A 17,676-nucleotide genomic window follows, 5' to 3' on the forward strand; every position below is an offset into this window, starting at 1 on the left:
GGACCGTTCAGGCACAGATCCCAGCACGGAGAACCGGCGTCATCCCTGAGCCCCTATGGGTTCACACGGTCGGTATTGGCAACTCTCTGATGCGCCGGTAGAGGGTGGCCCTCGACATCCCGAGATCCCGGGCGACCTGGGTGGCCGGCTCCCCGCCGTCGATCAACCGGAGGGCATTGCGGATCTGGGAGTCGGTGAACGTCTGGCGCCGCCCACCGAGGTCCTTGCCAGCAGCCCTGCGCTTGGCCACCGAGTCGGTGATCCGCTCCCGCTTGATCTCCAACTCCATCTGCGCCAGAGCCGCCATGACGGTGAAGACCATCGAGCCCATCGGAGTGGCGGTATCCACGTCTCCTCCGCCAAGATTCAACGCCCGTAGCCCCACCCCCCTCCCCCGCAGTGCTTCGGCGAAGACCAACATGTTCTGCGTCGAGCGACCCAGTCGGTCCAGCGTCGTGATGACCAACGTGTCGCCCTCCTCGAGGGCGGTCACCGCTTTGTCGAAGGCCGGACGAGATGCACGCCCTCCAGACACTCCACTGTCGACATAGACGTCGTCAGGCCGCACGCCGGCGGCCAAGAGGTCAGACACTTGACGGTCTGCGTCTTGTTGCCGTGTCGAGACTCGGGCATACCCGATCAGCTTCCCCATGTCCACCTCATCTGTCTCGCAACCGACGTTGAGTATCCGATTCTAGGGGCATGGATAAAGCACAAGGATGCGAGACATGCCGAATCGCGAAAACATGCGGGCGCAAATGTCATTTTCAGAAGTCGGCTGCACGGAATGTCCGAAGTCGGCTGCACTATCTGCTGGAGGCCGCGCTCTGATCGACGACCCTGCTGATCTTGTTCTTCGGCGCTTCCCTCATTTTTTCGCCTGGCGGCGCAGGGCACGGAGCACTGTGTCGCCACGGTCGTCACCGCACGTCGCGGTCAGCGGGCTTCTACGGTGCCCATCATGCCCTGGTCCTCGTGGTCGAGGATGTGGCAGTGGTAGACGGTCTTCCCGGGAAAGTCCTCGAAGGCGATGAGGACTTTTACCTGGCTGCGGGCCGGGACGTTCACTACGTCCTGCCACCTCGGTTCGGAGAGGTCGCGGTTTCCGTCCTGGACGATCTGCATGGGCCATACGTGCAGGTGGATGGGGTGGTCCATGGGACTGGAGTTTTTCAGGGTCCACTCCTCCACGGTCCCGGCCGCCACGGGGGTGTCGACCCGGTCGGGGCCGAACTCCTGGCCGTTGATGGTGAAGGCCATCATCGTGGTGTCCCCCTCACCGCCCCCACTGCCCATCATGGCCCCGCCGCCCATGCCCATGGCGAAGTCCAGGGTGCGGCGGGCGGTGATCGGCTCCCCGCGCAGATCTCGCAGGCCCGGTCCTTCAGGCACAGGTGGAGGTTTTTGGACGGGTGCTCCGGACACTGTCAGAGTGAGCAGCTCGACCGGCTCGCCGCTACCGGTCTCGTTGTCACCCATCATGGTCCCGCCCATCATGGCGTCCATGCCGCCGCGGTCCACCGGTGCGGCGACCAGCGTGGAGGAGCCCTCGGTCGTTTCCACGAGCATCTCGATGCGGTTGCCGGGGGCCAGCACCACTTCGGTGATGTCCTCGGGGGTCGGCAGGCGGCCGAGGTCGCGGCTGAGCACCCGCACCTGCTGGCCCTCCAACCGCAGTCGGAGGTACCGGGAGGGGCAGACGTTCACGATTCGCCACCGTTCCCGCTCCCCGGGCGCGGCGTTCAGTTGCGGGCGGACCGCTCCGTTGACCAGCACGACCTCACCTTCCCGGCCCATCATCTGTTGCATCTGACTCACCTCGGCGAGGTTGCCCGAAGCATCCAGGGTCAGATCCGAGACCACCATGACCCGCTCCCGGGTGACCGGGACCGGCTCGGTGTCCTCAACGATGATGGCCCCGTAGAGTCCAGCGGCGACCTGATCGGCCACGTGGCCGTGGCGGTGCGGGTGGTACCAGTAGGTGCCCGGCGGATGGTCGGCGGGCAAGGCGAACTCATAGTTGAAGGACCCACCGGGTGCGATACTCACGAACGGGTTATCGCCGTTGCCTTCCGGGGAAACGTGCATCCCGTGCACGTGCAGGTTCGTCGGCGCCTCCAGACGGTTGGTCATCGCAACCCGCACTGTATCTCCGGGTGCCACGCGCAGAGTCGGGCCGGGAAGGGAGCCGTTGAAAGCCTTCACGGATGCCTGCCGTCCGCCGACCTGGATGCGTGTCTGGGCGGCGGTCAGGTCCAGTTCCAGCACGCCTTCGCGGCTGGCCAGCACCTGCGGTTCGATCAGGTCCTCACCACCGGTGTACCCGCGGCCGCCGGTGGCGGTCCACCACAGCCCGGTCCCGCCGACGACGGTGGCACCGGCCCCTGCCGCGCCAAGCGCCAGCAGCTGCCGGCGGGTCAGCGGGCTCACCGGCCGTCATCTTCGAGGGTCTGCAACCGTTCGCGGTACTCCTCGGCGCTCAACTCGCCGCGGGCGTAGCGCTCCTGGAGGATCTCCCGCCCCCGGCCAGGATCCGCGCCGGGGGCACGACCGTGATCGGGTGCGCCGGTGTTCGAGGATCTGCCGGAGAGGGTCTTTACCAGCACGACCACCAGCACGATTACCCCGGCGAGCACCAGCAGCCCGAAGACCCACATCAATCCCATACCACCCATACCGCCGCCGTTCATCATGATCGTGCTCCTTCTCTCTGGTCGTGCATGGTCAGATCTTCAGTCCTATGTGTCTCTTGCCGGTATGTGTCAACCCAGTTTTGACCTCTCAAGCCTTGGGCAGCGGGCATTTCCTGCTCACCACCACCGGGATGGACCGTGTGCTGCAGGGGCCCCGCCGATGGAGACGGCGGCGATCCCAGCTTCGGTGGCTTCTTCGATCGCGGTCGCTAACCGGGCTGGGCCTGTCCGAAGCGCAGCAGCAGCGAATCGGGCACGGAACAGCAGAGCCTGGTGAGCCAGCGCGAAGGCTGTCGCTGTGAGGAGCGGTTACGATTCGGCCATGGGCAGGCCGACACTTTCGGCCTCGTTGAACATGGCGTCGATGTGGACCACGTCTTTGCCGGCGCGCTGCAGCAGGCTCGCGGCGATGCCGGAACGGTAGCCGGAGGCGCAGTGCACCCACAGCCGCTGTGGCGGGACGTCGCCCATCCGGGACGGCAGGTCATGGACGGGGATGTTGACGGCCCCTCGAATGTGGGAGGTTTCGAACTCGTCGGTGCGCCGCACGTCAAGAATGACTTCGTCACCGGTGCTGCCGCGGGGAACCTCATCCCAGCCAACCCGGGGATACTTGGCGGTTGGCACTCCATGGGCCCATTCGGCCGGGCCGCCGCCGGTGGCAGTATCGGGGGAATCGATGCCGATCCGGGACAGGTCCCGGATCGCGTTCTCCACATCTTCGTGCGTACCGAGCAGTGTCAGTTTGTCGTTCCAGGGCAGCACCCAGCCCAAATATCCGGTGAAGCTGGACCCGTCGCCATATTCGAAACTGACGGACCCATCCAGATGGTTGCTGGCGAAAGCGACCCGGTTGCGCAGGTCGATGACCCATTCGCCGTCGTTGAGGCGGCGGCCGAGTTCGCCGGCGTCGACCGACTCTGGCACTGTCAGGTCCGCGGGACCGGGGCCTTCAATGTTCAGGGGGCTCATGTGTGCGTAGTAGGCAGGGTAAGCGCTGAGGTTGGCGATCAATTCCGAAACGAAGTGGTCCTCGTCCGGATCTGTCAGAGCATGGTTGTCCCGGGCCTGCTCGCCGATAGTGGACGAATCAACCTGGGCGGCAGGTCCGCTGGAGCAGAAGGAACCGAACCCATGGGTGGGATACAGCGGGGCGTCCTGGACGGCTTCGGCAACGAGCCGCCGCGCCGAGGCGTACTGGTTCCGGGTGAGGGTCTCGGTGTCATCGTCGCTGACCAGGTCGGTGCGCCCAACGGAGCCATACAGCAGACTCCCTCCGGAGAAAACCGCCTGCCCTTGACCATCGCTGACGATATAGGACAGGTGGGTGTGGGTGTGCCCGGGCGTGGCCACCGCCTTGACGGATAGATCGCCGACCTGGAAGACCTCCCCGTCGGCAACCGGGGTCCGTTCGTAGTCGACGGGGTCGGCGGCGTTGACCAGATACTCTGCCCCGTGAGCCTTGGCGAGCATCAGCCCGCCGGTGAGGTAGTCGTTGTGGATGTGGGTTTCGGCAACGTGGGTGATTTTCACCCCCGCATTCCGGACGGCGGCTTCGAGCCGGTCGGTATCGCGCTGCGGGTCGATCACCAGTGCACTCGTGCCGTCGTGGACCAGGTAGCTGCGGTCGCCCAGTTGCGGGGTGTCGATCGTGATGACGTCCATGGGATGCTCCTTCACTATGGGCACTGTTCACGCTGATGGAATAGGTGGGGTTCCTACGCTCCGGCGGCGGCCGGCAATTGAGCTAATGCGGCGCGCAGCCGGGTATCGGCATCGTCGGCCACTTCGCGGACAGCATCGGTGTCGCTGAGCTCGACCATGGTTTGCGGGTCAATGGCTTGGACCACCGTGGTGCCGGCTGATGGGCCGCGGCGCACGACGACGTTGCACGGCAGCAGCGCCCCCAGATCCGGCTCGGCGGTGAGGCCGCGCTGGGCCAGGCCGGGGTTGCAGGCACCCAGGATGACGTAATCGCCGAGCGCCTCTGCGGCCTCAGCGCCCAGCTTGCTCTCGAAGGTGGAGCGGACGTCGATTTCCGACAGGACGCCGAACCCCTGTTCAGAGAGGGCCTCCTTGGTCCGTTCCACGGCGTCGGTGTAGGAAAGGTCGACGGTGATCGTGTGGGTGTAGCTCATCTGCTGCTCCTTGCTGGTTGTACCTGCAGTGCTGCTTGACGATTCGTGCGGGCGGGGGTGCTGTTAGGCGAGGGAGAGGAACAGTTTTTCCAAGTCCTTCTTATCGATACTGGGGTCCTCCTGGCTCATGCACTGCTGAAGCCCGCTGGCGATGATGGCAAATCCAGCCTTATCCAGCGCCCGCGATACGGCGGCAAGCTGAGTCACCACATCCTTGCAGTCACTGCCGTTTTCGAGCATCCGTGTGACGGCACCAAGTTGTCCCTGTGCACGCTTGAGCCGGTTCACGACCGGGCCCAGATCTGTGGTGTCGAGTTGCATTGTTCCTCCATAGTCTTTCGTGCTTGCCTTCAATTGTATACCCCCAGGGGCTTATTGCATACCCCCTAGGGTATGTGTAAGACTGGCTTCATTCCCACCAACGACAATCCTTTGGAGGACGATAATGATCGTGAATCAGTACTACCTCGGCTGCCTGTCCCATGGCTCCTACCTGATCGGCGATGAGAGAAGCGGTCAGGCGGTCGTCGTCGATCCGCGGCGCGACATTGGCGAGTACCTCGCCGACGCGGCGGCGAACAACCTGACGATCACCGGGGTGATCAATACCCACTTCCACGCCGACTTCGTCGCCGGCCACCTTGAACTCGCCCAGGCCACCGGCGCATGGATCGGCTACGGCCGCCGAGCAGAAACCGAATACGAGATCCGCACCTTCAGCCACGGCGATAAGGTCTCCCTCGGTGAGGTCGAACTCGAGATCCTGGAGACTCCCGGGCACACCTGGGAGTCGATCAGCGTACTGGTACGCGAACAGTCCGGTGCGAGCCCGGATGCGGTACTCACCGGCGATGCATTGTTCATCGGCGATGTCGGCCGCCCCGACCTGGCTGCCGCCGTCGGCGCCGACCCGGACGAGCTGGCACGTGCCCTTTACGCGTCGATCCATGATGTGCTGATGAAGCTTCCCGACGACGTGCGTGTGCTGCCGGCCCACGGCGCCGGTTCCGCATGCGGCAAAAACCTTTCGGATGAACTCGAGTCCACTATCGGTGCGCAGCGGATGATGAACCTCTCCGTCCAGCCGATGGGTGAAGACGAATTCGTTGCCATGATCCGCAGTGGACAGCCGGCCATCCCGGAGTACTTTGCCGTCGATGCCGTACTGAACCGTCAGGACCGCCCCTTGATCGGCGCCGCCAGTGACCTCCGTGCACTGTCCGTACGGGACCTGCAGGATGCCGCCGCCCGCGGCGCTCGGATCCTCGACACCCGCTCACCGGAGGACTTCGCCGAAGGCCACCTCGCCGGATCTCTCAACGTCGGACTCGACGGACGCTTCGCCGAGACGGCCGGCATGGTCATCGGATCAGATGAGGAGATCGTCCTTATCACCCACGCGTCACGTGAAGAAGAGGCCGCGATGCGGCTGGGCCGGATCGGCTTCGACCGGGTGGCCGGTTACCTCAACGAACCGGCACGCGCCTTCACCGAACTCGGCGACATTGTCCAGCGGGGAGAACGCGTCGACGTCGAAACCTTCGACACAGAACGCCAAAACGAAGGGGCCACGGTTCTCGATGTCCGCAATCCCGGTGAAATCGAAGACGGCGCGGTGCCCGGTTCCGTGCGGATTCCGTTGGCAGAACTGGCGCAGCGCCACAACGAAGTCCCCGCGGACCGGCCCGTCCTCGTACACTGCGCCGGCGGGTGGCGCTCCAGCGTCGGCGCCAGCACCCTGCGAGCCCTCGGCCACACCAACGTTAAGGATCTGACCGGTGGCTACAGCGCCTGGACAGCCACTCACGAACCATCCAACGCCTAAGAACACCGGGCAGCACCATCACCGGAAAGGAAATACCGCCATGTCCGAAATCACCACCGCAGAGGCCAATGCACGCCGCAATACTGCGACCATCCTGGACGTACGTGAAGAGGCTGAAACCGCCGAAGGCATGATCCCCGGCGCAGTGCACATCCCGCTCGGCCAACTGGCATCCCGTCTTGGAGAACTCGATGCGGGCCGGCCGGTCATCACCGTCTGCGCCAGCGGAAACCGAAGCGCCCACGCGGCCGTGGACCTGCTGGTCGCAGGTTTCCGCGCAGACACGATGGCCGGCGGCATGACCGCCTGGGAAACCGAAGGTCGACCCACACACAAGCCCTAAAAAGGCGCATCCACCCATCCCGGCGGTCCGCCGCCGGTCCTTGCCGGCGGCGGGGACACCTTGAGCACAAAGGAAAGTATGACTACTTCAACACAACCTAAACCCACGATCGATACCGTGGGCGCGGCAACGCTGCAGTCCTGGATCGACACCGACGATGACCTGATCGTGTTGGACGTGCGCAGCGGAGCCGAATTCGAAACGGTGCATATCCGCGGCTCATACAACGTGCCGCTGCCGCTGCTCTCCGAACACGCCGATGAGCTCGCAGGGCGGCTCGGCCGACGCACCGTACTGGTCTGCCAATCCGGCACGCGTGCCGAACAGGCACGGCAGCGCCTCAACGGCGCCGGCGTGGAAGCCGCCCATGTATTGACCGGAGGCATTCCCGCCTACGCGGCCGCCGGCGGCGACGTCGTCCACGGCACCCAACGCTGGGACCTCGAACGCCAGGTCCGCCTGGTCGCCGGCTCCCTCGTCGTGACCGGGCTCGCCGGCGGCAAGTTCCTCTCACCGAAATTCCGCATGCTCGCCGGGGCCATCGGCACCGGACTGACCTTCTCCGCCGCGACCAACACCTGCGCCATGGGCAAAGCACTGGCCGCAATGCCCTGGAACCGCGCGGCTCAGGAGCCAACCCGCGAAGCAGTCATCCTGCAACTGCCCTCCCGGGGACCGGCACCGCAGACCCAGGCTTCATGATCGCCGCCGCCCTGGCCCTGGGACTGCTCGTCGGAGCGGTCCTGGGCCTGGTCGGGGCCGGCGGTTCCATCATTGCCGTTCCCGCGCTTGTCTACGGCGTGGGAATGAGCACCCACGACGCCATCCCCACCTCACTACTCGTCGTCGGACTCTCCTCCATAGCCGCCGTCATCCCCCGTATCCGCACCGGTATCAGCTGGCGTATCGCACTGCCGGTTGGGGCCGCCGGCATTCCAGCGGCATGGGGCGGAGCCGCCGCCGGCCGGCTCCTGAACGAAGAGGTGCTCCTTCTCGCCTTCGCCGCCATCATGGTGGCCGCCGGGGCCCGGATGCTCACCAAGACACCAGAGATAACCGGACACTGTGGCTCCGATCAGGGATCCTTCCTGCGATCGTGCTTACCCAAGGCAGCCGCCGTCGGACTTGGGATCGGTTTTCTCACCGGACTGCTCGGCGTCGGCGGTGGCTTTCTCATCGTTCCGGCACTGACGCTGTTCCTCGGTCTGTCGATGTCGCAGGCCGTCGGAACATCACTGGTCATCATCACCATCAACGCAGCAGCAGGATTCAGTGCCCACGCCACCGGCTTCACCATCGACTGGGTCCCAACACTGGCCTTCGCAATTCCCGCCATCGCCGGCTCGCTCGCCGCGAGCCGCCTGTCACACAAACTCAACAGCAAACACGTTCGCACCGCCTTCGCCATCCTCGTGTTCGCCGTCGCCGCCATCGTGGCGGTGAGCACCATTATCGGCATCATCGGCGGCTGACGATTCGCCGCTCCTTTCGTTCCACCGCGCTCAGCGACTGTCCCAGTGCCGTAACCGCCACCGGGGTTGATCGATGCACCAACCGCATCTGCAACTAGTAAGCAAACCTGGCACTGGATTTCAAGCAACTGGGTGCGGTGTCGGACCTGCAAGCGGTAGAGAGACACCTGCCTGTGAAGGGGACCCTCCGTGCCGCTGGGCGCCGGCCCATACAGTCGTACTCAATATTCACTGCGCCCGGCTTCGGGAGAGCAATTTAGCGCCGTCAGGCCTTAGTTCTCCAGTGGGCGAGACGTGCCGGTACAGCGTCTGCCGGGTGATGCCGAGTTCTTTGCAGAGATCACCAACCTTGGTGTCGGGCTGACCCATGGACGCTTTCGCCAGGCGGACTTTGGCGGACGTCATTTTGTAGGGCCGGCCGCCTTTTCTGCCCCGGGCGCGGGCCGATGCCAAGCCGGCCATGGTTCGTTCGGAGATGAGTTCGCGTTCGAATTCGGCCAGGGCGGCGAAGATCCCGAAGACCAGTTTGCCGGAGGCGGTGGTGGTGTCGATCGCTGCACCCTGACCGGTGAGGACTTTGAGCCCGATGCCGCGCTCGGTGAGGTCGTGGACGATGTTGACCAGATGGCGCAGGTCCCGACCGAGCCGGTCCAGCTTCCACACCATTAGAGTGTCCCCGTCCCGCAGGGACCGAAGGCAAGAGACCAGCTCGGGGCGGTCCTCTTTCTTGCCGGAGGCCTTGTCTTCATACAGCTGCGCAGGCTCGATGCCGGCGGCAAGGAGCGCGTCGCGCTGCAGGTCAGTGGCTTGGGAGCCGTCGGCTTTGGAAACGCGCATGTAGCCGACCAGCATCAGGTTTCTCCTCCATCATTTATACGTTCGTTTACGTGACATGAGAACCGAAGTATCGCCGCCACATAAAATTTGTCACTTTACCCGTTACTTATTCTATGTCGTGCAGACCCCGCTAAAAGCAGTTAATGTGACAGAAATTCGAGAGGGATGCCAAGTTCGGCGAAATCGTTCCGAACTCGGTGGACGTGTGACTTCGTCTGCTGAATGGCGGGGTTCTTCGGTCGCTTCGTGGCGGGGTCAGGTGACACCGATGACCAGGGTGCTCTGTGCGGCTTCGATGACGTCGTTGGTGATGGTGTCGAGTTCGTTGATCTTCAGGACCCGCTGGATCTGGGGGAAGAGGCGTTCGAGGAGCCGGAAGTTGCCGCGGGTGATCCGTGCCATGGCTTGGGCGTCGGTGAAGTCGTCGGGGTCGAGGGTCTTGCCGAGGGATCGCCAGTGTCTCTCGAGGACGAACAGCAGTTCGTCTTGTCCCAGAGACCGGTACTGGTGGGCGAAACCGACTCGGCTGTAGAACTGGGGGTAGTGGCTGAACTGCTTCTCCAGGCCGGGCACGCCGATCAGGATCAGGACGATGTCGTAGCGATCGCGCAGCAGTTCCAGAGCGGTGGGGCGCAGACGTTCGGCCTCGTCGACGATGATCAGCTCCACGTAGTTCCTGCCGTCTCGCCATCCCCAGGCCTCGGGAGTGGCCGTGCCGGGAGGTACGAGATGCTGCTCGATGCACATGTTGGTGCGGGTGATGGCTTGGGTCAGCTCGTCCTTCAGGGTCCGCGGGGTGGTCAGCACGCTGGGGGTGTAGAGCACGGTGCGGCTCCGGTTCAAGGCGGCGTAGATCTTGGCGTCGTTGTCGGAGCGCGGCCCCCAGTAGGTCAGCAGGTCATGAGCCTTCTCGTAGTGTGCGTAGCGGCGCGCGGAGAGTGTCTTTCCTACGCCGGCTGATCCGAAGCACAAACCGATGGTGTGCCCGCGGCGCACGGCGTCGGCGAACTCGGTGAAGCGGCGGTGCTCCTTGGTGACGATGAAGCGCTTGCTCACCTGAGGTCCTCCTTGTAGATCTTCAACGCCGACCTCGGCGCCGGAGCCGGTGCTTCGGTGATCCGTGGCGTCTCGGTAGGTGCGGCCACGAGGGCGATGCGTTCGTTGATGCCGGCTCGCAGCGCCCGGCGGCGGACGTTGCGCGCGGCCTGGATCTCCTTGAGGCTGACCTTCTGGTCGTGGTGCTCTTGGTTGACGGCCTTGCAGACGAATTCGTCGTGATCGAAGACGCGGATCTCGGTGATGTCGCGGGGGTCGTAGCGGATCACGACCGAGCCTCCGACGTAGCCGGCCAAAGTCGGCGAGACGTAGCGCAGACCCGGGAAGCGGATGCCATCGCGGCGCACGACGCGGGTCTTGGCGACGGTCAACAGCAGTCCGTCGAGGTCTTCCAGGCTCTCGGGCATTCGGGGCAGCCAGCCAACGGCGATCCACGCGCTGCGCGGGGAGGTTCCGAGCTCGCTGTGCGTGCGGTCGTTGTAGGTGGCCACGAACGCCTCCAGGGCGCTATCGAGGGCGGCCAGGGACAGTTTCGGTGTCGGCCAGGGGTGCCCTTCGGTGATGTGTCCGGGCAGGGTGGCGAGTAGCTCGGTGTTGATGGTGCCGAAGAACCGCTCGATCTTGCCCCGTCCCTGGGGTCGGGCGACGGTGGAGTGGATCAGTCGGATATGGAGGTCGACGGCGGTGTGGGCGAGCTGGTCACTGGTGAAGTCGCTGCCGTGGTCGACGTAGAGCACGTCGGGCAGGCCGCACATCGGCCAGGCCGGGTCGGTCTTGTGCCAGATCGCTTGGCGCAGCGCCAGGGCGGTGTTCATCGCCGACGGTGCGCCCAGGAAGACTGTGTAGCCGCAGACCGCCCGGGAGCAGTCGTCGAGGATCGTTGTCAGCCATGGCCGTGCGGGCTTGCCGTCGGTGCCCACCACCAGGATGTCGAGCATGGTGTGATCGGATTGCCACATCGCGTTGGGCAGCTCTGCTTGCCGGCGTAGCACCAGCTCGTGCTTGTCGCGGTAGGACGCTGCGCCCTCCAGGGCGAGGGTGACCATGCCGGGATCCAGGGTCCGCACGATGTCCCACACCACCGAGTAGGAGGGGACCGGCCACCTCCGGGCGGCGCAGATGCCCGTGACTTTGCGATGGATCGTGGCGATGGCCGGCCGCGGCTTGCTCAGTGCCAGGCCCTCGATCAGGTCGACGAGGTCGGGCGGAAGGCGGCGGGAGCCGACGTCCGCCCGTGAGGCTGTCTCCAGTCCGGCGTAGCCGTCGGCGCGGTAGCGGGCGTGCCAGCGCTCCAGGGTCCGCAGCCCTACATCGGTCTCGCGAGCTAAGCGCGCGAGGGGCACCTGGTCCTCGACGTGGAGCCTGAGGATTCGCCACCGCGCTCGAGCGTCCACGACGCACCTACTGCAAGGCGTTCTCGCGCCCGCGCTCGGCGCGCTGAAGGGCGCGGTAGACCGTGGAGCGGCCCACGCTGAACAGCTCGGCCAGCTCGCCCACGGTGTGCTCGTCGGCAGCATGTAGCTGGACGAGGTGAGCTTCTTGCCGGGGGGTGAGTTTCGGTGACTTCCCGCGCAGCCGGCCCTTGGCCTTGGCGACCTTCATCCCCTCGCGGGTGCGGGCACGGATGAGGTCGGCTTCGAACTCGGCGACCATCGCCAACACGTTGAACAACAGTTTCCCCATCGGGTCGGTCGGGTCGTACACCGATCCGGCGATGCTCAGCTTCACTTCCCGCGCCGCGAGGTCGTCGGCGATCTGGTGGGCATCACGGACTGAACGCGCCAGCCGATCGAGCTTGGTGACCACGAACGTATCGCCGTCCCGACAGGCAGCCAGCGCCTGCCGCAGGCCCTCACGGTCGGCGTTGCGGCCCGTGAGCCCGTGATCGACGTAGATGCGCTTGGGATCGACGCCGAACGCCGCGAGTCCGTCACGCTGCGCGGTCAGGTCCTGCTCGTCGGTGGAGACTCGGGCATAGCCGACCTTCAAGGGGGACATGCTCCCCAGTGTGTCATATAGCCTCCCTTCACCGGACAGTTCACCGGACGGGTCTTACGGGACAGCCCGCCAGGCGTGCCGTCGTTCCTCTCGATAAGTAGCGGTGGTGTCCGGTGAGGGTTCCCCTTACGGGCATGCGATCTGGGCTGACGCCTGTGACCGAGTGTTCAGTGCGCGCTGTATAGTTCAGTCCATGTTGACTATTGCTTCGCGTCTCGACGTGATGAACCGCCTGGGTCGTGCACTGGCCGACCCCACTCGATCCCGGATCATCTTGACCCTGCTCGACCATCCCGCTTACCCGGCGGAACTGGCCCGAGATCTGGACCTGACACGCCCGAACGTGTCCAACCACCTGGCATGCCTGCGCGATTGCGGGATCGTCGTCTCCGAGCCCGAGGGTCGTCGGACACGATATGAGATCGCCGATTCGCACCTGGCGCAGGCGCTGACGGCACTGGTCGATGCCACCCTGGCAGTGGACGAAGACGCCCCGTGCATCGATCCCGCCTGCTCGCTTCCCGGATGCGACGCAGCTGGGGAGGGCGCATGATCCTCACCTCGGTCTTGCAGGCGATGGGCCTGTTCGCAGCGACCAACATCGACGACATCATCGTGCTCTCCCTCTTCTTCGCGCGAGGGGCAGGCCAGCGCGGCACTACCGCCCGCATTCTGGCCGGCCAGTACCTCGGATTCGCCGGCATCCTCGGTGCCGCGGTCCTGGTGACCATCGGTGCCGGAGCATTCCTGCCCTCGGCAGCCATCCCGTACTTCGGTCTCATCCCTCTGGGCCTCGGCCTCTGGGCCGCATGGCAGGCCTGGCGCGGAGACGATGACGACGATGACGACGAGGCCAAGGTTGCCGGCAAGAAGGTCGGCGTGTGGACAGTCGCAGGCGTCACCCTTGCCAACGGCGGCGACAACATCGGCGTCTACACCCCTGTCTTCCTCAGCGTGGAACCTCTCGCAGTAGTCGCCTACTGCATCGTCTTCCTCGCGCTCGTCGCGGTCCTGGTGGCCCTGGCAAAGTTCGTCGCCACCCGCCCCCCGATCGCCGAAGTGCTCGAACGCTGGGAGCACATCCTCTTCCCCATCGTTCTCATCGGCCTCGGCATCGTGATCCTCGTCAGCGGCGGAGCCTTCGGACTCTGACGTAGCGGCAGCGATCCAAACGGCCCCGACCGGGCGCACCCCTCTCGGTTCAGACCGCGACACCTACCTGCAGCCAGTCCTGCGTGATCGCGGCAACAAGACCGCCACGGAGCGCTGCAAAAACCCCGCCACCAAGCGAACGAAGCCACAGTGGACGTGCTCGTCGTCGTCGCTGCGGTAGAGCGTCATGAGATTGAATAGCTGGCGTGCGCTGTCCGGGTTCTGCTTGGCATCCTCGACGGCGTCGTGCAGGGCTTCGTTAAGGGATTTCGGGCATCCTGTTGTTACCAGTGGCTTGCCAGGATCAAGAGAGGTGTCGGGTGCCGGGAGGAACAATGCGGCATCGCGGCCCAGACCCGTCAGGTGACCGTTCTCGAGCACGCGCATTGCGATGGCTGCGGCTTCGAGGGTCCGCGTCTGCCTCTGCAGGGTCTGCGCTTCAAAGGGCCGCCACATCGCTTGACCGGCTCGCACGGGATATCCCGCGCGCTGCCACACCTCGCGCGTCAGCCGCTGCGCGGCACCGCACTCGCTCATGGTTGCACCAAGCTCATCGACCACAGTGCGCAGCAGCCGGAACCACGTGCCGGCGTGGATGCGATGCCGTGGAAGGTCGACTACTCCGGCTGTCAGGGCTTGCCACGTCCGGTCGTCCATGCGCCGGATCGCCAGCGAGGCTCTCTGCGGTTCGGGGGCGCTCGATGGGTCGCGCCATACGTAGTAATGGCCGGGCGGACCGTCGTGGTGCTCAAGCCAGCAGTGGTGGACGGGGCAGGAGAGCATCAGTGGCAGCGACCACACCACGAGGTAGGGGTGAGGAGACGTGGAATCTCGCACACATTGTGGGCAGGTTCGGTGGTGTCGGACAGCGGCGGTCGGGACCCATGCTCGCCACGAGCTCACCGTCCGGCGACGACGGTTCCTCTCGGGCAAGAGAACGGTCAATTGCCGGATGTAGGTGCTGAACGCGTCGGGGCCAGGCTCGACGTCGTCCAAGAGCCACGGGGTGTACCCGCTGATGCTCATGCCGTGAATCCGATCGGAGCTGACTCCGGTTTGGATCGCTAGTTGCTCGATCAACCCCTCCGGTGGGGCCAGGTCGAGATCCGTATCGCGGTCGAGGGAGTAGCCGATATCGAATGCAAGATCATCGACGGTGATCCCATACCCGTCGGCGATCCGGTGCAGCCATGAGGTGAGGGCTTCACCCGGAATCGGCCGCGGATGGATCGGCCAGCGGGCGGTCACATCAGCTCGCGTTCAAACAATCGCCGCCGCTCTGTGGGGCCAACGTAGTCGGCCATCGTCAGCGTCCGGTGGTTGATCGTCTCAGCGCCGGACTCGACGGCCGCGACCGCGGCCGCGGTCAGCAGGTGCGCAAGCTCACCGATCGTTCCTTCACTGCGGGCGAGCAAGTACTGCGTCATGTCGTCGGTCTCGATGCGGGAGGGCCGCCGCAATGGGAAGGCCGCCGCGAAGCTGGCCAACAGCGACCGGGCGTCCTCGCCTGCCTTCCAGACAGGCAGCACGAACGGCTCGAACCGATTCTCCAGTTGGTCGTCCGAGCGTATCGCCAGGTATGCCTCACGGGTGCCGACTCCCACGAGCGGGATGCGCAGCTCGTTGCCAAGGAATCGCAAGAGGTTCAAGAACTCTCGACGGACGTCACCACGTCCAGCAAGCACATTGTGCAGCTCATCGATCACCAGCATCTGCACACCGACCTCGCGCAGTAGGGAGAGTGCGAGGCGCTCGAGCTCGATCACACGAGGGCGCGGCCGTAGCGGCGCGCCGAGGGCTGCGAGGATTGCTGTATAGAACCGCAACGGGGACGGCTCCGAGGGCATCTGAACGCACAGCACCGGGATGTGTTCCCGATCCAACTCAGTCGTGGGCAGGTGCTGTCGACGGAATCTCTCGATGATCATGGACTTGCCGTTATTCGTCGGCCCCACCAGCAGCAGGTTGGGCATGCGTTGCTTCCGTGGCCACCCGAGCAGCGTTTCCAACCGCCCGACAGCCTCGACGGCTTTCGGGTAGCCGATCCAGCGGTCGGCTCGAATCCTGTGGACCCGCTCGGCAGCTGGCAGCCGCGCCGTCGACTGTGCAGATGGATGCAGATGCGACAGATCCGGTGGCTGGTCCTCGTCGACTGTCACCATTGTTCAATCTCCTCGAAGCGGGCCGCAGGCCGCATCGCGCCCGGTTCCGGCGCAGTCGCCGGCGGAGCCGGTGTCGGCGCGGGAGACGCCTTTCTCGTGGTTCCCGCGTGATTACGGCGTTCAGCTTCCCGGCGGGTCCGCTTGGTGGTCTTCTCGGCGGTCTCAGAGATGTGACGCATCTGTTCGATCATCCGAAACAACGCGACCTCGTCGACTTCGGCGGCACCGCGTTCACGCAGTCGTGCCAGCGCCTGCCGGTGCTCCCACACGCTGACAGCAGGATTCGACAACGTCCGATAGGGCACCTCTAGGTATTCCTCGCCCTCAGGGTCCAGCACCCATATTCGGCTGATGTCGCGCGGGTCTCGGCGGATGATGAACTGTTCGAGACTCTCGCGACGCGCGATCCAGGGCTTGAGCACGTTGGCGAAATAACGCACGTGATCGATGACGAATCCGGTACGCGTCAGCTTCCGCCGGATCACCGGCAGGAAATCCACCAAGAACGCTGTCGGATTCGCCGTGACCACAGGAGAGCCGTCCGCGAGGACACCCTCAGCCCAGCGCCCAGCCGGAGTCAGGCCCAGCGTGCTGTGGACGGTGCCGTGGTACGCAGCCACTGCCAGGCTCAGCCACTTCTCCAGTTCGGCAAGAGTCAGTGCAGCCATTTTCTCGGAGTCATACCGGCCACGCTCACCTGGGTCCGAGAACGTCGTGCCTGGCAGCTCGTGGATCTCGCGCATTGCCGTGCCGATGACGCGTTCTACGATCCCGCCGTAATGCGGCTGGCCCAGCGGCCGGTAGTCCAGTGCGATGCCGTGCTGCTCACACCCACGGGTGAGTGCCTCGCTCTTGAACTCGGCGGCGTTATCGACGAACAACGCCTTCGGCTTCCCGCTCATCGGCCAGTCTGCTTCGATCCCGAGTCGTTCCAGCCGGGGCCGTTTATCACCGGTTGCGTGAGCTAGGCATAAGCCCACAGACACCGCCGAGGGCGGCTCCAAAGTCACGACCATGCCCACGAGACAGCGACTGCACACATCGATCGCCAACGTCAGATATGGGCGGCCGACAGGCTTCCGTTCCCGCTCATCGACGACGATCAGATCAATGACGGTGTGATCGATCTGTACCTGGTCCAAGATGGATCCGATCGCTGGGACGTCATCACCGGCCGACTGCAAGGGCCGCACACTGTCGGGCCCTTCTCGTCGCCGACCGACTGCTATCGGATTCATCCGTGCGATTCGCGTCTCGACCGTGTTCCGCGCCGGCACCGGCAACCCCCGCACAGCACAGACTCGGGCGATCTCGCGGTGCAGCGAAGCGATGCTTCGCTTCTGTCGCGTCAAGTACCGTGTGCGGACAAGCTCGCGAATGACCTGCTCGACCGGCTCCGACAGCCGGTTACCACCCCTGCCACCGTCGGACCGTCGGCTGGCGAGATCGGTCACCAGACCAGAGCCCTGACGGTAGCGTTCCAACAGCACGTACACCTGTCGGCGAGAGATTCCCAGCTCGACGGCGGCTTCATCGGCAGCAGCCACCCCAACATGGTCACGCTCGGCGAGATTGCCGATCACTTCAGCACGCAACCGAGTTTGCTCCCACTGAGCATCCGACATCGTTAAATGCCCCGGCGACGGGATCCCGTATGGTTCTTCGTCCATCCCTGCCTCTCCTTTGAGAACAGGACTATTGAGCAAAAACGACTTTAGTGCACACGACTACTGAACGGCCAGCGTTCAACAGCCGACTGCACAAGCCCCGAGAACACGGGGCCGGATGTGCAGGCGACTTCGGAAAATGACAGCAAATTTTTGCGATGAGACGTCTCGCATCCCATAATCTGCGAAACATCCCGCCACTTACCCGAGATCCACATGACTGCAACTTCAGGGAGTTAACCGACAACCAGCATGTTCAGCTAACTATCCGCTGTGCCAGCGCTGCCGTTCGAGATTTGTTTATGAGAACCACTCCGTGGCTGGACAGCCCAA

Annotated in this window: 19 protein-coding genes; 6 read left to right on the forward strand and 13 right to left on the reverse strand. The window is 64.7% G+C overall.

All coding sequences use genetic code 11. The features are described from left to right. Positions 1-61 precede the first annotated feature (61 nt). The 6 genes from RF638_RS01335 to RF638_RS01360 form a co-directional block, all read right to left on the reverse strand. Positions 62-652, reverse strand: coding sequence for a recombinase family protein (locus tag RF638_RS01335; RefSeq protein WP_095798774.1), 591 nt, complete (start codon positions 650-652; stop codon positions 62-64). 284 nt (positions 653-936) lie between these two features. Continuing rightward, positions 937-2,430: a multicopper oxidase family protein gene (locus tag RF638_RS01340; RefSeq protein WP_368841261.1), complete on the reverse strand. Its 1,494-nt coding sequence runs from the start codon at positions 2,428-2,430 to the stop codon at positions 937-939. Next, positions 2,427-2,693 (reverse strand): SHOCT domain-containing protein, encoded by a 267-nt coding sequence (locus tag RF638_RS01345; protein WP_062862452.1) that lies wholly within the window; start codon positions 2,691-2,693, stop codon positions 2,427-2,429. Before RF638_RS01345 ends, RF638_RS01340 begins: the two co-directional genes overlap by 4 nt. A gap of 309 nt (positions 2,694-3,002) precedes the next feature. Next, positions 3,003-4,358: a rhodanese-like domain-containing protein gene (locus RF638_RS01350; RefSeq protein ID WP_062862453.1), complete on the reverse strand. Its 1,356-nt coding sequence runs from the start codon at positions 4,356-4,358 to the stop codon at positions 3,003-3,005. Between the two features lie 53 nt (positions 4,359-4,411). Further along, positions 4,412-4,831, reverse strand: a complete 420-nt coding sequence (locus RF638_RS01355; protein ID WP_062862454.1) for a DUF302 domain-containing protein — start codon at positions 4,829-4,831, stop codon at positions 4,412-4,414. Positions 4,832-4,894: 63 nt separating this feature from the next. Next, positions 4,895-5,152, reverse strand: coding sequence for a metal-sensitive transcriptional regulator (locus RF638_RS01360; protein ID WP_062862455.1), 258 nt, complete (start codon positions 5,150-5,152; stop codon positions 4,895-4,897). 124 nt (positions 5,153-5,276) lie between these two features. Between RF638_RS01360 and RF638_RS01365 the strand changes: the two genes are divergently transcribed. The 4 genes from RF638_RS01365 to RF638_RS01380 all read left to right on the forward strand — a co-directional run bounded on the left by RF638_RS01365 (position 5,277) and on the right by RF638_RS01380 (position 8,471). Continuing rightward, entirely contained in the window at positions 5,277-6,656 is a 1,380-nt protein-coding gene (locus tag RF638_RS01365) for a rhodanese-like domain-containing protein (RefSeq protein ID WP_062862456.1), read from the forward strand. A gap of 40 nt (positions 6,657-6,696) precedes the next feature. After that, entirely contained in the window at positions 6,697-6,999 is a 303-nt protein-coding gene (locus RF638_RS01370) for a rhodanese-like domain-containing protein (protein WP_119296827.1), read from the forward strand. A gap of 78 nt (positions 7,000-7,077) precedes the next feature. Further along, positions 7,078-7,701: a rhodanese-like domain-containing protein gene (locus RF638_RS01375; RefSeq protein ID WP_062862458.1), complete on the forward strand. Its 624-nt coding sequence runs from the start codon at positions 7,078-7,080 to the stop codon at positions 7,699-7,701. Beyond that, complete coding sequence (locus RF638_RS01380; RefSeq protein ID WP_062862459.1) at positions 7,698-8,471, forward strand: sulfite exporter TauE/SafE family protein; 774 nt, start codon at positions 7,698-7,700, stop codon at positions 8,469-8,471. Before RF638_RS01375 ends, RF638_RS01380 begins: the two co-directional genes overlap by 4 nt. A gap of 228 nt (positions 8,472-8,699) precedes the next feature. Here the strand turns inward: RF638_RS01380 and RF638_RS01385 are convergent, their stop codons facing one another. From RF638_RS01385 to RF638_RS01400, 4 genes are all read right to left on the reverse strand, one after another. Then, entirely contained in the window at positions 8,700-9,323 is a 624-nt protein-coding gene (locus RF638_RS01385) for a recombinase family protein (RefSeq protein WP_119296828.1), read from the reverse strand. Positions 9,324-9,563: 240 nt separating this feature from the next. Further along, positions 9,564-10,364 carry an AAA family ATPase gene (locus RF638_RS01390; protein ID WP_368841262.1) on the reverse strand — a complete coding sequence of 267 codons (801 nt, stop codon included), beginning with the start codon at positions 10,362-10,364 and terminating at the stop codon, positions 9,564-9,566. Beyond that, positions 10,361-11,758 (reverse strand): Mu transposase C-terminal domain-containing protein, encoded by a 1,398-nt coding sequence (locus RF638_RS01395; protein WP_368841263.1) that lies wholly within the window; start codon positions 11,756-11,758, stop codon positions 10,361-10,363. Before RF638_RS01395 ends, RF638_RS01390 begins: the two co-directional genes overlap by 4 nt. 7 nt (positions 11,759-11,765) lie before the next feature. After that, the gene (locus tag RF638_RS01400) at positions 11,766-12,362 is read right to left on the reverse strand and encodes a recombinase family protein (RefSeq protein ID WP_010534181.1); all 597 of its coding nucleotides are present in this window, start codon (positions 12,360-12,362) and stop codon (positions 11,766-11,768) included. Between the two features lie 193 nt (positions 12,363-12,555). On the opposite strand from RF638_RS01400, the gene RF638_RS01405 reads away from it, so the two are divergent. Both RF638_RS01405 and RF638_RS01410 read left to right on the forward strand, forming a co-directional pair. Then, positions 12,556-12,915 carry a helix-turn-helix transcriptional regulator gene (locus RF638_RS01405; protein ID WP_006590980.1) on the forward strand — a complete coding sequence of 120 codons (360 nt, stop codon included), beginning with the start codon at positions 12,556-12,558 and terminating at the stop codon, positions 12,913-12,915. After that, a complete protein-coding gene (locus RF638_RS01410) occupies positions 12,912-13,514 on the forward strand; it encodes a cadmium resistance transporter (RefSeq protein ID WP_016997609.1) in 603 nt (200 codons plus the stop codon). The genes RF638_RS01405 and RF638_RS01410 overlap by 4 nt, the downstream gene beginning before the upstream one ends. 63 nt (positions 13,515-13,577) lie before the next feature. Here RF638_RS01410 and RF638_RS01415 read toward each other — a convergent pair whose 3' ends face one another. From RF638_RS01415 to RF638_RS01425, 3 genes are read right to left on the reverse strand one after another with little or no spacing between them, the layout of a single operon-like run. Beyond that, positions 13,578-14,762, reverse strand: coding sequence for a TniQ family protein (locus RF638_RS01415; RefSeq protein WP_368841264.1), 1,185 nt, complete (start codon positions 14,760-14,762; stop codon positions 13,578-13,580). Then, complete coding sequence (locus RF638_RS01420) at positions 14,759-15,676, reverse strand: TniB family NTP-binding protein (RefSeq protein ID WP_166826448.1); 918 nt, start codon at positions 15,674-15,676, stop codon at positions 14,759-14,761. Before RF638_RS01420 ends, RF638_RS01415 begins: the two co-directional genes overlap by 4 nt. Beyond that, a complete protein-coding gene (locus RF638_RS01425; protein WP_129701449.1) occupies positions 15,670-17,346 on the reverse strand; it encodes a Mu transposase C-terminal domain-containing protein in 1,677 nt (558 codons plus the stop codon). Before RF638_RS01425 ends, RF638_RS01420 begins: the two co-directional genes overlap by 7 nt. Positions 17,347-17,676 lie beyond the last annotated feature (330 nt).

Source organism: Kocuria sp. CPCC 205235 (assembly GCF_040980905.1).
GTDB lineage: Bacteria > Actinomycetota > Actinomycetes > Actinomycetales > Micrococcaceae > Kocuria > Kocuria carniphila.